The organism is Proteus sp. ZN5, from assembly GCF_011046025.1.
Taxonomy (GTDB): domain Bacteria; phylum Pseudomonadota; class Gammaproteobacteria; order Enterobacterales; family Enterobacteriaceae; genus Proteus.
Genome location: NZ_CP047639.1, coordinates 2,501,608 through 2,516,013, shown reverse-complemented (window position 1 = coordinate 2,516,013; position 14,406 = coordinate 2,501,608). Strand labels below are relative to the sequence as shown.

At 39.2% G+C, this 14,406-nt stretch carries 10 protein-coding genes; 1 reads left to right on the top strand and 9 read right to left on the bottom strand.

Translation table 11 applies throughout. The features are described 5' to 3' along the window. Positions 1 to 61 precede the first annotated feature (61 nt). The 9 genes from oppF to nirB form a co-directional block, all read right to left on the bottom strand. Positions 62 to 1,069 (bottom strand): murein tripeptide/oligopeptide ABC transporter ATP binding protein OppF, encoded by a 1,008-nt coding sequence (gene oppF / locus GTK47_RS11540; protein ID WP_165123313.1) that lies wholly within the window; start codon positions 1,067 to 1,069, stop codon positions 62 to 64. Further along, entirely contained in the window at positions 1,066 to 2,052 is a 987-nt protein-coding gene (locus tag GTK47_RS11535; protein ID WP_075673767.1) for an ABC transporter ATP-binding protein, read from the bottom strand. Before GTK47_RS11535 ends, oppF begins: the two co-directional genes overlap by 4 nt. A gap of 10 nt (positions 2,053 to 2,062) precedes the next feature. Further along, positions 2,063 to 2,971, bottom strand: coding sequence for an oligopeptide ABC transporter permease OppC (gene oppC / locus GTK47_RS11530; protein ID WP_100160272.1), 909 nt, complete (start codon positions 2,969 to 2,971; stop codon positions 2,063 to 2,065). A gap of 18 nt (positions 2,972 to 2,989) precedes the next feature. Continuing rightward, entirely contained in the window at positions 2,990 to 3,910 is a 921-nt protein-coding gene (gene oppB / locus GTK47_RS11525) for an oligopeptide ABC transporter permease OppB (RefSeq protein ID WP_069368989.1), read from the bottom strand. 79 nt (positions 3,911 to 3,989) lie between these two features. Beyond that, positions 3,990 to 5,627, bottom strand: coding sequence for an oligopeptide ABC transporter substrate-binding protein OppA (gene oppA / locus GTK47_RS11520; RefSeq protein WP_165123311.1), 1,638 nt, complete (start codon positions 5,625 to 5,627; stop codon positions 3,990 to 3,992). Between the two features lie 271 nt (positions 5,628 to 5,898). Then, positions 5,899 to 7,536 (bottom strand): ABC transporter substrate-binding protein, encoded by a 1,638-nt coding sequence (locus GTK47_RS11515; RefSeq protein WP_165123309.1) that lies wholly within the window; start codon positions 7,534 to 7,536, stop codon positions 5,899 to 5,901. A 649-nt stretch (positions 7,537 to 8,185) separates the two neighbouring features. Beyond that, positions 8,186 to 9,568: a siroheme synthase CysG gene (gene cysG, locus GTK47_RS11510; protein WP_165123307.1), complete on the bottom strand. Its 1,383-nt coding sequence runs from the start codon at positions 9,566 to 9,568 to the stop codon at positions 8,186 to 8,188. A gap of 14 nt (positions 9,569 to 9,582) precedes the next feature. Then, on the bottom strand, positions 9,583 to 9,927 hold the full coding sequence (gene nirD / locus GTK47_RS11505; RefSeq protein ID WP_075673950.1) for a nitrite reductase small subunit NirD: 345 nt from the start codon (positions 9,925 to 9,927) through the stop codon (positions 9,583 to 9,585). Beyond that, positions 9,924 to 12,470, bottom strand: a complete 2,547-nt coding sequence (gene nirB, locus GTK47_RS11500; RefSeq protein WP_165123305.1) for a nitrite reductase large subunit NirB — start codon at positions 12,468 to 12,470, stop codon at positions 9,924 to 9,926. Before nirB ends, nirD begins: the two co-directional genes overlap by 4 nt. 328 nt (positions 12,471 to 12,798) lie before the next feature. On the opposite strand from nirB, the gene GTK47_RS11495 reads away from it, so the two are divergent. Further along, complete coding sequence (locus GTK47_RS11495; RefSeq protein ID WP_165123303.1) at positions 12,799 to 14,364, top strand: ABC transporter substrate-binding protein; 1,566 nt, start codon at positions 12,799 to 12,801, stop codon at positions 14,362 to 14,364. Positions 14,365 to 14,406 lie beyond the last annotated feature (42 nt).

Genomic DNA, 14,406 nt, shown 5'->3' with positions numbered 1-14,406 from the left:
AAGAAGCCCGCTTGAATTTATTTAAACGGGCTTCTTCTCTTATCAATACTATTTGATTACATTAAAGCGGATCCACTTTTAAGCAAGAGACTGCGTGGCGGAAGCTTCCTTCTAATAAAGGGCGTGTTTTTGCACATTCTTCATCAGCCATCGGACAACGTGTACGGAATATACAGCCTGATGGTGGATTAATCGGAGAAGGTAATTCCCCCTCTAATAAATCAATATGCTTGTTACGCTCTTTATCGGGATCAGGAATAGGCACTGCTGACATCAGCGCTTTGGTATAAGGGTGTAATGGATGATGATAAACTTCATCATAAGTTCCTAATTCCACCGCGTGTCCTAAATACATCACCAACACACGATCTGAAATATGTTTTACCACTGCCAGATCATGCGCAATAAAGATCAAAGATAATCCCATCTCTTTTTGAATATCTTTCAGCAAGTTCACCACTTGAGCCTGAATTGATACGTCTAATGCTGAAACAGGTTCATCACAAATCACTAATTTAGGCTCTAGAATTAACGCGCGAGCAATACCGATACGTTGGCATTGTCCACCTGAGAATTCGTGTGGGTAACGGTTGATTAAGTTTGGCAATAATCCGACTCGCATCATCATTGCTTTCACTTTTTCAACAACTTCAGCCTGTTTCATTTTAGGATGATAAGTTTTAAGCGGTTCGGCAATAATATCGCCAATCGTCATTCTTGGGTTTAAGGAAGCCAGTGGATCTTGGAATATCATCTGGATATCTTGGCGAATATCTCGCCATTGCTTATTCCCCATTCCCAGTAAATCATTACCTAACCATGAGACAGTTCCACCAGAGGCTTTGACTAATCCAATAATGGCTCGAGCAAATGTCGATTTACCACAACCAGATTCACCAACAACGCCGAGTGTTTCACCTTCATATAAACGCAGTGTGACACCATCAACGGCTTTGAGGCTTTTTTTAGGTTGCCAAAACCACTGTTTATTATCTTGAACATCGAAATAAACTTTTAAGTCATTCACTTCAAGAATAACTTTTCTATCTTGTAATGTGGCTTGAGTCATACCAATTCCTCCACTGCTTTAAAACAGGCACGTAATCGCCCTTGTGCAAATTGCTCTAATTGAGGTTCACTCGTTAAGCATTGCTCTGTTGCATACTGGCAACGAGGTTGGAATGGGCAGCCTTTTGGTAAACGCAATAAGTTAGGAGGATTACCGGGAATGGTAGCGAGTCGCTCATCTTCACCGTCTAAACGCGGAACCGCCTGTAATAAGCCGATAGAGTACGGATGTGAAGGTTGATAGAAGATATCACGCGCTTTACCGTACTCCATAGTACGCCCTGCATACATCACCAATACTTTATCGCAAATCCCTGCAACCACGCCCAAGTCATGGGTGATCATAATAATCGCGGTGTTTAAATCATTCTTAAGCTCATTGAGTAAGGTCATGATTTGTGCTTGAACCGTCACATCGAGTGCCGTTGTGGGTTCATCTGCAATTAAAAGTTTTGGCTTACAAAGTAATGCCATCGCGATCATGACACGTTGACGCATACCACCTGAAAACTCATGAGGATACATGCTCATACGTTTATGAGCTTCAGGCATTTTTACGGCATCTAACATACGCACAGATTCTGCATAAGCATCATTTTTACTCATGCCTTTATGTAGCATTAAGACTTCAATAAGCTGTGCACCGACTTTCATATAGGGATTTAATGAAGTCATTGGATCTTGGAATATCATGGATATTTCTTCAGCGCGCATTTTATTTAATTCGCTCTGACGAAGATTTAAGATCTCACGGCCATTAAAATTAGCACTACCCGCTGTGCGACCATTTTTCGCTAATAATCCCATCAATGCGAAAGCTGTTTGCGATTTACCTGAACCCGATTCACCGACGATCCCTAAGGTTTCACCTGCAGCTAATTCAAAATTGAGTTTATTAACGGCAGTAACATCTCCATCCGGTGTACCAAAAGTCACACAGAGATCTTTAACACTTAATAACGACTTACTTGTTGAATTTGTCATTTTGTTCTCCTTAACGATCTTTCGGGTCTAATGCGTCACGTAAGCCGTCACCGATAAAGTTAAAGCAAAACAGTGTGACAACTAAGAACGAAGCCGGGAAAAGTAACAGCCAAGGAGAAACTTCCATTGAGTTTGCACCATCACTTAATAGTGCGCCCCAACTACTTAGTGGCTCTTGTGTTCCTAAACCTAAGAAGCTTAAGAAGGATTCAAATAAAATCATACTAGGCACTAATAGAGAGGCATAAACCACCACCACACCTAATACGTTAGGTACAATATGCCTTAACACAATATTGCGTGATGACACACCACAGACTAATGCGGCTTCAATAAACTCTTTACGTTTTAGACTTAAGGTTTGTCCTCTTACAATACGTGCCATATCCAGCCAAGATACCATCCCAATCGCAACGAAAATCAGTAAGATATTTTGACCAAAAAATGTCACCAATAAGATAACAAAGAACATAAATGGGAATGAGTTTAAGATTTCCAGTAAACGCATCATCACGGAGTCAACGCGTCCACCAATATAACCTGCCATTGCGCCATACAGCGTACCCACAATAACAGCAACAAAGGCGGCGGCGATACCGACCATTAATGAAATACGCCCACCAATCGCAACACGGACTAATAAGTCACGCCCAGATGAGTCTGTACCAAAATAGTGAGAAGAGGCAAAATCAGGTGCCATTGACATCATTTCCCAATCAGTATCGTCGTAAACAAAGGGCGATAACATTGGGGCAAAAATAACAAATAATAAAATAAAGAAAAGTAATATAAGGCTCGTGATAGCCGCTTTATTGTGCATAAAACGACGACGAGCGTCTTGCCATAAACTACGACCTTCAATATCTAGCTGCTCCGAGAAATTCCCCAGAGCTTCGCTGTTTTCCTTCAGTGATAACATAACGCGCTCCAGTGTCTATTAATAACGAATTTTCGGATCAATAACGGCATATAAAATATCGACAATCGCATTAAAGAAAATCGTTAATGCACCTACGATAATGGTTAAGCTTAATACCAATGAGTAATCACGGTTTAAAGCACCATTAACGAATAATTGTCCAATACCCGGCAATCCAAAGATGGTTTCAATAACCATTGAGCCCGTAATAATACCGACGAATGCAGGCCCCATATAAGAGATAACAGGTAGCAACGCAGGTTTTAAAGCATGACGTAGTACAATTCTTTTCATCGGCAAGCCTTTCGCTTTTGCCGTTCTGATAAAGTTCGAATGTAACACTTCAATCATTGAACTACGGGTAATACGCGAGATACTGGCGATATAAGAAAGCGACAGTGCAATCATCGGTAGCAACATATATTGCACCGCACCGCCATTCCAGCCACCAGCCGGTAGCCACCTCAACGAAATAGCGAAAATAAGAACCAGTAGTGGTGCGACAACGAAACTCGGTATTACAACCCCCGTCATGGCAAAAGTCATGACGGTATAATCCCATTTGGTGTTTTGATTCAGTGCGGCTATCACGCCTGCCCCCACACCTAAAATGACAGCAAAAATAAATGCCGACAGCCCTAATTTAGCTGAAACAGGGAATGCTTTACCGACTAAGGTGTTTACACTGTAGTCTTTATATTTAAAAGAAGGCCCTAAATCCCCTTTCGACAATTGAATTAAATAATCGAAGTATTGTTTATAAATGGGATCGTTTAAGTGATATTTCGCTTCAATGTTTGCCATAACCTCCGGTGGAAGTTTCCTTTCCCCTGTAAAAGGGCTGCCGGGTGCTAAGCGCATCATAAAAAACGAAATCGTTATTAGAATAAATAGAGTCGGTATCGCTTCTAAAAAGCGACGAAAAATAAATTTGAGCATTGCCCGTTCCTATAACACAAACCTATTCAGGCGTGACGATAAAAAGACCTTGCCTTAAAAAAGACAAGGTCTCGCCCGATTACTTAGCAATAATGTACAAGTCTTTAGTATGTAAATTATCTAATGGATCTTTACCTGAATAACCACCCACATAAGGTTTAACTAAACGGGTGTTTACATAGTAGTAAAGTGGAACAATGGCCGAATCTTTATCTAATACGCCTTCCGCTTTTTGATAAATAGTGGCACGTTCGTCATCAGATTTCACACGTAAAGACTCTTTGATCAATGCGTCAAATTCTGTGTTTTTATAGTGAACGGTGTTGTTACTGCTGTAAGACAACATCATGTTCAAGAATGATGAAGGTTCGTTATAATCCGCACACCAGCCAGCACGTGCAACATCATAAGTTCCTTGGTGACGTGTATCTAAGAATGTCTTCCACTCTTGGTTCTCAAGAGACACTTCTGCACCTAAGTTTTTCTTCCAAATTGAAGAAGCGGCGATCGCGACTTTTTTATGTAAGTCAGATGTATTGTACAGAAGCTTAAATTTCAGTGGATTTGCTTTGTTATAGCCTGCTTCTTCTAATAATTGGCGTGCTTTTTCATTACGTTGTTCTTGAGTCCAAGTCGCAAACCACTCTGGTTTACTCTCTTTAATGCCGTCTGTGAATGGAGGGGTAAAGCCGTAAGCTGGAATATCACCTTGGTTTTTCACTTTATAAGTGATGATATCTCTATCCATTGAAAGCTTAAGTGCTTCACGAACACGCGGATCATTAAACGGCGCTTTCTCATTATTAATTTCATAATAATAAGTACATAAATATGGGCTTATACGCAATTCATCTGGGATCTCTTTTTTCAGCTTTTGGAAAAATTCGATCGGTAAATTGCTGTATGTCATGTCAATTTCACCCGCACGATAGCGGTTTACGTCAGTGACTTCTGATGAAATAGGTAAAAAAGTGACTTGGTCAATAACGGTACTTTTGTTATCCCAATAAGTTGGGCTACGCTCTAAAACAATACGTTCGTTGACTGTCCAGTCTTTTAAATCATAAGCACCATTGCCGACGAAGTTAGCAGGTTGCGTCCATTTTTCCCCAAATTTTTCAATGACTCTTTGGTTTACTGGCGACATGGAGGAGTGAGCTAATAATTTTGGTAAATAAGGCACCGCTTCAGATAAAGTGACTTCTAATGTGTTGTTATCTAATGCCTTAACACCTAATTCTGTGGCTTTTTTCTTACCCGCAATAATATCGTCGATATTTACGATATGCGCATATTGCAGATAGCTTTCATAAGGAGATGCCGTATTAGGATCAGCTAAACGTTGCCAGCTATAGACGAAATCTTGTGCTGTAACAGGTTCACCATTTGACCATTTAGCACCTTCACGAATTTTGAATGTCCAAACAGTAAAGTCTTTATTTTCCCAGCTAGTTGCAGAGCCCGGTAAAATTTCACCATCTGGACCAACAATCGTTACGCCTTCGAAAAGATCACGCGCTAATGCAGATTCAGGAACACCTTCGATTTTATGAGGATCAAGCGATTGTGGCTCAGAGCCGTTATTACGTACAAGCACTTGTTTTTCAGCTAGTTTTACCCCGTCTGGAACAACAACAGCATTAGCCGTTAATGCTGATAATCCAAAGATTGCGCTTATAGCAATCGCCAACGCACTCTTTTTAGTTAAATTACTCATCTTATAAAATACTCCCAGTTAGTGAGTTGGTTGTTAGACAACCATTCTGTGATGTTCAGTTGTGTTTTAGAACGGTTTACACAACTTATTGTTTTTACAAAAAATAAATCAATCTTGCTTATTTACTATCAGTGCTTAATTGCCTGATAGCATTATAATTTTTTATGCCGGTAGCTTTTTTGTGTAGATTTTTATTGTGTTACTACTTTTTAAATCACTTTTAATGATTCAAAATCGCACATAACTATAGAATATCGATAATTTACCAGTTTTAGTTATCTGCCTTTATAAAATAGCGCTTTAAGTCCGTATAATCAAAGGGGTCTTTACCTGTAAATCCTCCTACTTTTGGACTAACTAATCTAACACTGACACGATAATAAACAGGCACTATCGCCGAATCCTTGTCTAGCAAGGCTTCAGCCCGTTGATAGAGTTGATGACGTGCCCCTTTATCAACAGCAATTGAGGCATTATTTAATGCATCGTCGTAATCTTTATTTTCATAAAAAACGGTATTTAGACTGCTGGTGGAAAGAAACGAGTTTAAAAATGAGGTAGGTTCATTGTAATCTGCGCACCATGTTGCTCTTGCAACTTGGTAATTTCCTTGATTACGGTTTTCTAATGCCGTTTTCCATTCTTGATTTTGCAACGTTACATTTGCACCAATACTTTTTTTCCACATTGATGCGGCCGCTATTGCCTGCTGTTTATTTTGATCTGAAGTATTGTAGAGCAATGTGAAAGTCAACGGATTTTGACTATTAAATCCCGCTTCTTTTAATAATTCACGCGCCCTTTCATTACGTTGTTGTTGCGTCCAATAAGCCCATTTAGGAGCTTTAAAATTACCGTTACCAATAAAAGAAGGTGTAAAAGAGTAAGCAGGTATTTGTCCTTGCCCCATTATTTTTTCGGCAATCACTTCTCTATCAAGAGTAAGCTTTACCGCTTCTCGAACTCGCGGATCATCAAAAGGCGCTTTTTGATTATTTAATTCATAATAGAAAGTACATAAATACGGTGTGACATGTAAATTCTCTGGTTGTTCTTGCTTCATTTTTCTATAAAGAACAGGAGGAATAGCGCTATTAGTGATATCGATTTCACCACTGCGATAGCGGTTAACATCACTAGTTTCCGAGCTTATTGGTAAAAATATGGCTTGTTCAATAATGGTATTTTTATTATCCCAATAAAGTGGATTACGCTTTAAAGTCACCTTTTCATTCACAACCCAATTTTCAATAACATAAGCACCATTACCAACAAAGTTTTCAGGGCGAGTCCAATTCACACCATATTTTTCAACAATTTCTTTTTTAACGGGCTTTAATGGCGTATGGCTGACCATATCGATTAAATAAGGAATTGGCTTGGTTAAATTAACTTGTAAAGTGTGAGGGTCTATTGCTTTCACACCTAATGTTTCAGGGGATTTTTTGCCACTAAGAATATCTGCAATATTTTCAACATAAGCATATTCGAGATAGCTGGCATAAGGTGAACCTGTTTTAGGATCTACCACTCGACGCCAGCTATAAACAAAATCTTCTGCTGTAACTGGAGAACCATCACTCCATTTTGCATCTTCTCGCAAATAGAATGTCCACACTTTGTTATCATCAGTTTCCCAGCGTTGTGCAACGCCCGGCATACTTTCACCATTCGGCCCAACATAAGTCAGCCCTTCTAATAAATTTAAAATAATATTAGTTTCTGGTGCACCTTCTACTTTATGTGGATCAAGTGATGAAACTTCAGTTCCGTTATTAATCACAATATTCTGTTGTTTTGCCAGAATAGTGCCTTCAGGAAGAGTGACGGCATGAGAAAAAAAGGAGGTTAAGACAAGTGACATAATACTGAGCGGAAACACTGTTTTTAACGTAACTTTATTTTTCATGGGTACCTCTCCTAATAAACAATAATTTATAGCGGGGTCGCTCAATTAACGATAGCTATCGTTGTTAAATTTTGATTGTAATATTTATGGCTCTTAGATATTTGCTGATATTAACGAGATAAAAATGATAACAACACACTTCTTTTTTACACTTATCGTAAATTTTGTCAATTAATGCGGTATTCTTATCACTTAACTTTATTGAGCCCTCTAGCGTTCTATCTTGAGAAAATAAAAAATACATATCAAGAGAGGCAAAACAACAAATAAACATTAAATTAACATCATGCAAGTTTTATAGATAGAAAACCTACTTAGCTCACAAAATTAATATAATTAGGATGGCTTTTAACTGACTTGCAGAACTTTATGATGCTTTATTTGTAAAGAGTTTCTCTTTGAAATTAATTACAAATAACAATAAATTCATCTTTAGGCTGAATAACAATTCTAATCTAAACATATTTATAGATTATTAAATATTCACTTTTATTGTTTATTTTTAAAATTTAATCTAAATGTTTAATAGAAATAAAAATAAAAAAATTTCATTTATATTTCTATGAGTTAGATAAAAAACCTCTTTAATACACATCTCGAATATTAAAGAGGTTTTTAATTTTAAAATTATAACTTCAATTTTTTTCAGCTATTGAGCCGACTTTGATTGAAACCATTGTAGCTTCTCATTCAATGAGACGACCTCTCCCACGATAATCAGTGCTGGGCTTTCCATTGTTTCTGCCATCTCTGCCAGTTGACGTAATTGACCAACAATCACTTTTTGTGTTGTTAACGTCCCCTTTTCGATAATAGCGACAGGCATAGTCGCGCACATGTTTTGGCTAAGTAGCATTTGCTGAATATAATGGACTTTACTTAATCCCATATAAAACACTAAGGTCTGATTTTTTTGTGCGATACATTGCCACTGTGCTTCATTTAATCCTTTCCCATGCCCCGTAATAAAGCGAACACTTTGTGCATAATCTCGATGCGTCAAAGGAATACCCGCATAAGTCGTGCAACCTGATGCAGCCGTAATTCCGGGGATCACAGAAAATGGGATCTGATGTTCAATCAAAGCTTCTAGTTCTTCACTGCCTCGGCCAAAAATAAAAGGATCGCCCCCTTTTAATCTCACTACTCGTTTTCCTGCCGTGGCTTCTTTGATTAATATTTGATTGATTTCGTCTTGAGGAACGCAGTGAAATCCTGCTTGCTTACCAACATAAATACGTTGTGCATCTCTACGAACTAATGCCATTACTTCATCAGACACTAGTCTATCGTAAACCACCACGTCAGCTTGCTGACACTGCTGCAAACCTTTAATGGTCATTAACCCTGCATCACCCGGCCCTGCTCCGACTAAAACAACGCTGCCTTGAGGTTGCTGATTTTCAGATAACAGTGCGTTAATACGTCGCTCAATACCGTCATCTCTTTGCGCTTCTATTTCAGCTTGTAATGATTTATCCGCGAAAAATTGCTCCCAAAAATAACGTCTGGCACTCATTGATGAAAAACGTTGTTTTATTTGCTCTCGTAACTTTCCAGCAAGTTGTGCTAATACACCAAGATAGTTAGGAAGTAGCTGCTCAATTTTTTCTCGCAAAATACGAGCTAACACAGGTGCTTTTCCGCCCGATGAAATTGCCACCATAATAGGAGAGCGATCGATAACAGAAGGCATAATAAAACTGGCTTGCTCTGGTGAATCAACCACATTACAAAATATCTGTTTTTCTGTCGCAGATTGAAAAACCTGTTGATTCACTTGCTCGCTATCTGTTGCCGCAATAACAAGCCATTTACCAGACAAATGAGCCTCATTAAATATTCCTGTGATGCAGTTTAATTTTTGCTCCGTATGCCACTGCATAAATTGCCCTGTAAATGAAGGTGCGACAACAGAAATAATGGCGCCCGCCTCCATCAGCAATCTCGCTTTACGTTCAGCAATCTCACCGCCTCCCACTAATAAACAAGGCTTACCTTTAAGCTGACAGAATATTGGAAAGTAATCCATATCCGTTTCCCTATTTATTGTGATGACTTATTACGACTACGCACACTAACGGTGTTACCTTCAACCTTGATATCAAAATGGGTGATCGAAAAATTCTCATCTTCAAGGCAAAAACCATCCGTTAAACGAAAATGCTGTTTTTTTAGCGGACTGACGATATACAGCTCATTTTCATGTTCAGCGATCAATCCTCGAGACAGAACACTCGAATGTGCAAAGGGATCTATATTGCTTAACGCATATAAACGCGCATCAGAATAAGGACGAAATATGGCAACGTGATCTTGTTCCACCAGCGCACAAACACCCGTTCCCGGAGTAATATCATCTAATTGGCAAACAGCTATCCATTGGCTCATGATTGCGCCTCCTCAGTGATCTGTTTGATATCAATACGTTCATGTAAACGTGCGGGACGATGCTGAAATCGTTCTTTTACTGTTTGCACTGTTGGATCAGGCATTGGATTATTAATAAAGTGGGCAAACCGTTTTAATGCTTTAGGAGAATCAACTGTTTCTTTCCATTCACAAGCAACGCGTTCTTGTAAGGTTTTAAGTTCTTTTTCCAGTTGTGCATTTAAACCTAATTTGTCGTTAATTATGACATCACGTAAATATTCAACACCGCCATCTAAATTATCTAACCATACTGAAGTGCGTTGCAGCTTATCGGCGGTGCGAATATAAAACATCATAAAACGGTCGATATAATGCACTAAGGTTTCTTCATCGAGATCAGAAGCAAAGAGATCTCCATGACGTGGTTTCATACCACCATTTCCACCGAAATAGAGGTTCCAGCCTTTATCTGTCGCAATAATACCGACATCTTTTCCTTGTGCTTCTGAACATTCACGAGTACAGCCTGATACGCCAAATTTCATCTTATGAGGTGTTCTAATACCTTTATAACGATGCTCTAGCGCAACACCTAAACCGACACTGTCACCCACACCGAAACGACACCAACTGCTGCCTACACATGTTTTTACCATACGCAGTGCTTTCGCATAGGCATGGCCTGTTTCAAAACCTGCGGCAATCAGTTTTTCCCAAATAGCGGGTAAATCCTGTTTGTGCGCACCGAACATCGCCATTCGTTGCGAGCCCGTAATTTTGGTATACAGATTGTATTCTTGAGCGATTTGCCCAATAGCAATAATGCCTGCAGGGGTAATTTCACCACCAGGAGAGCGAGGAATAATGGAATAAGTCCCATCTTTTTGCATATTCGCGAGGAAGTTATCGTTAGTATCTTGCAGAGAAACTAAATCATCACGCAAGATATAATCATTCCAACATGAAGCAAGCAATGAACCGACTGTTGGTTTACACACTTCACAACCATAGCCTTGACCGTGCTTTTTCAACAACTCATCAAAACTTTTTAGCCCTTCTACACGAATAAGATGATAAAGCTCTTGGCGAGAATAGTGGAAATGCTCACAAAGATGGTGATTAACTTCGATACCTTGTTTGGCTAATTCTGCATTTAAGACTTGAGTCACAAGAGGAATACAACCACCACACCCTGTACCTGCTTTAGTTTCCGCTTTAATGGTAGCAACTGTATGACAACCTCGTTCAATTGCTTGAATAATGTCGCCTTTTGTAACGTCAAAACAAGAGCAGATTTGCGCTGTTTCAGGTAAGGAATCAACTCCGATTGCAGGCTTACTTCCTGCATGTGCTGGTAAAATTAAGCTATCTGGGTGTTCTGGTAATTCAATGGTATTGAGTGATAGTTGTAAAAGATTGCCATAATCTTCGGTATCACCCACTAAGACAGCGCCTAATAGGTATTTATTATCTTCGCTAACAATCAGGCGTTTATAAATTTCTTTGCCTTCGTCCAGATAAATATAGCTACGACATCCTGCTTGTTGCCCATGAGCATCACCAATACCGCCTACATCGACACCAAGAAGTTTTAATTTTGCACTTAAATCGGCACCCTGAAAGACAGAGTGATGCCCTAATAAATTATCAACGGCAACTTGTGCCATTTTGTAGCCCGGCGCCACTAAGCCGAAGGTTTTATTTTGCCAAGATGCACATTCACCAATGGCATAAATATCAGGATCTGTTGTTTGGCAATAATCATTAATAACAATACCGCCTCTTGGGGCAATATCTAAATCACACTGACGAGCTAACTTATCTTTCGGACGAATACCTGTGGAGAACACAATAAAATCAACTTCAAGAAATGTACCATCTGCAAATTGCAGTGTTTTACGCGCATTTTCCCCAGTTGATAATATTTCTTGGGTGTTTTTGGAGGTATGCACTTTTACCCCCATACGCTCTATTTTTCGTTTAAGTTGCTCACCACCTAATGTATCCAGCTGCTCTGCCATTAATGTTGGCGCAAATTCGATAACGTGAGTTTCAATACCTAAGCTTTTTAGCGCACCGGCGGCTTCTAAGCCTAACAACCCTCCACCAATCACCGCCCCTTTACGGCTAATACGAGCACAAGATTCGATAGCGTTTAAATCTTCAATGGTTCGATAGACAAAACAGTCCGGTGAGTTATTTCCCTTAATTGGGGGAACCCAGGGATAAGAGCCTGTTGCCATCACTAATTTATCGTAACTGACACAACGTCCGGTATTAGTGTGTACCACTTTTTCGTCACGATTAATGGTTATCACGCGCTCACCAATTAATACTTCTATTTGGTGTTTTTCATAATAACCTTGTTTAACTAAGGAGAGCTCTTCAGCGGTGTGATGTGAAAAATAAGAAGAGAGATGGACTCTATCATATGCAACGCGAGGTTCTTCACAAAAGACAACAATATTAAATTCTTCATTGCCACCTTTATCAATCAACTCTTCAATATAACGGTGTCCCACCATACCGTTACCGATGATTGCGAGTGTTTTCTTGCTCATTTTTGCCTCAGATTTAAAGATTTCTAAGGCTAAAATACGAAATCACTCATAAGAGATATTGATGGATATCAAATACAGCTTAATCAATTCAGCTACTACAACTTAATAGTCAATGAGTTACTACTAAAGGAGTATTTCATCATCATGTTCTTGCGGTTAATTATTCTTCTACCATAATTAATTTTAGCCACTTATAACGAAGAGTTATATGTAAGCGTAATTAAAACTTTGCGCATTGGTCACGTTTTGCCTAAGTTAATTTCACAAAGTAATAACTAATAAGTTATTAACATAACGATTTTGGCTACACCGTTTCAGGGAGCGTCTCATGAAAGCAAAATTATTATCATTATTCGTTGTGGGTGCCCTTTCCGTACCGGCATTTGCAGCAACACCTGCTAATACATTAATTGTGGTACAAGGGCTTGATGATATTGTCAGCCTTGATCCTGCTGAAAGTAATGAACTATCCAGCATTCAAACTGTACCTAGTTTATATCAACGTATTGTTCAACCTAATCGTGATAATCCAGAAATTAATGAACCGATTTTAGTTGAAAGCTGGCAAGCGAACCCTGAACAAAAAACGATCGTATTTAAAATTAAGCCAGATGCAAAATTTGCATCAGGTAACGCTGTACGTCCTGAAGATATTATCTTCTCTTATCAGCGTGCGATCACCATGAACAAATCACCTGCTTTTATTCTAAATGTGTTGGGTTGGAAAACTGATAACATTAATTCACTGCTGAAAAAAGTCAGTGATAATGAATTAGAAGTACGTTGGACAGCCGATGTCAGCCCTGATGTTGTGCTAAATATCCTTTCAACTCCAATTGCGTCTATTGTTGATGAAAAACTGGTTTCCGCTCATGTTAAAAATAATGACTTTGGGAATAGCTGGCTGAAGATGAACTCAGCAGGAAGTGGCGCATACAAAATGCGTGCTTATCAACCACGTCAAGCTATTGTGTTAGAAGCTAACCCACTCTCACCAACTGGCGCGCCTAAAATAGCCAATATTATTATTAAAAACGTGCCCGATCCGGCATCGCGTCGTTTATTAATTGAAAAAGGTGATGCGGATATTGCGCGTGACTTAGGTACCGATCAAACTGCGGCTTTAGCGGGCAAAGCTGGTATCAAAATTTTAGATATTCCTTCTGCTGAGCAAGTTTATATGGCTTTTAATACCGCCAGTGGAAACCCAGCGCTGAGTAACCCCGCATTTTGGGAAGCATCTCGTTATTTAATTGACTACAAAGGCATTACTGAAGATTTAATGCGTGGTCAGTACTTTATTCATCAAAGCTTCTTACCAGTAGGCTTACCGGGTGCGTTAAAAGATAATCCTTTTACTTTTGATCCCGAAAAAGCCAAAGCAATTTTAGCCAAAGCGGGTATTACCAATGCACACTTTACGTTAGATGTTGAGAACAAAGTTCCTTACATTACTGTGGCGCAATCCATTCAAGCAAGCTTTGCTCAAGCGGGTGTACAAGTTGATTTATTACCTGCAGCAGGCAGCCAAGTGTATAGCCGTGTACGCGCTAAACAGCACCAAGCAGCCATTCGTTTTTGGATCCCTGATTATTTTGATGCGCACTCAAATGCCAGTGCCTTCGCTTATAATGATGGGCAATCCAATACTGTTGCTTGGTTAAATGGCTGGAAAATTCCTGAATTAAGCCAGCAGACATTATCTGCACTTAATGAAGCGGATAAAGTAAAACGCCAATCACTCTATACTGAAATGCAAAAAGAGTTACAACGTAGTTCACCTTATGTGTTTATTGACCAAGGTAAAAATCAGATAGTCATGCGCGACAACGTCAACGGTTATGCGCAAGGTCTAAATGCAGATATGGTCTATTATGACAAAGTAACTAAGTAATATTTTTTCTGAAACTATCCACGGTCATGTTACTGTGGATGG

What these genes read in the sequence shown, in the direction of transcription:
- nirD (WP_075673950.1), bottom strand. Translation starts at nt 9,927, where the DNA reads ATGAGCCAATGGATAGCTGTTTGCCAATTAGATGATATTACTCCGGGA.
- cysG (WP_165123307.1), bottom strand. Translation starts at nt 9,568, where the DNA reads ATGGATTACTTTCCAATATTCTGTCAGCTTAAAGGTAAGCCTTGTTTA.
- oppA (WP_165123311.1), bottom strand. Translation starts at nt 5,627, where the DNA reads ATGAGTAATTTAACTAAAAAGAGTGCGTTGGCGATTGCTATAAGCGCA.
- oppF (WP_165123313.1), bottom strand. Translation starts at nt 1,069, where the DNA reads ATGACTCAAGCCACATTACAAGATAGAAAAGTTATTCTTGAAGTGAAT.
- oppC (WP_100160272.1), bottom strand. Translation starts at nt 2,971, where the DNA reads ATGTTATCACTGAAGGAAAACAGCGAAGCTCTGGGGAATTTCTCGGAG.
- oppB (WP_069368989.1), bottom strand. Translation starts at nt 3,910, where the DNA reads ATGCTCAAATTTATTTTTCGTCGCTTTTTAGAAGCGATACCGACTCTA.
- GTK47_RS11535 (WP_075673767.1), bottom strand. Translation starts at nt 2,052, where the DNA reads ATGACAAATTCAACAAGTAAGTCGTTATTAAGTGTTAAAGATCTCTGT.
- GTK47_RS11515 (WP_165123309.1), bottom strand. Translation starts at nt 7,536, where the DNA reads ATGAAAAATAAAGTTACGTTAAAAACAGTGTTTCCGCTCAGTATTATG.
- GTK47_RS11495 (WP_165123303.1), top strand. Translation starts at nt 12,799, where the DNA reads ATGAAAGCAAAATTATTATCATTATTCGTTGTGGGTGCCCTTTCCGTA.
- nirB (WP_165123305.1), bottom strand. Translation starts at nt 12,470, where the DNA reads ATGAGCAAGAAAACACTCGCAATCATCGGTAACGGTATGGTGGGACAC.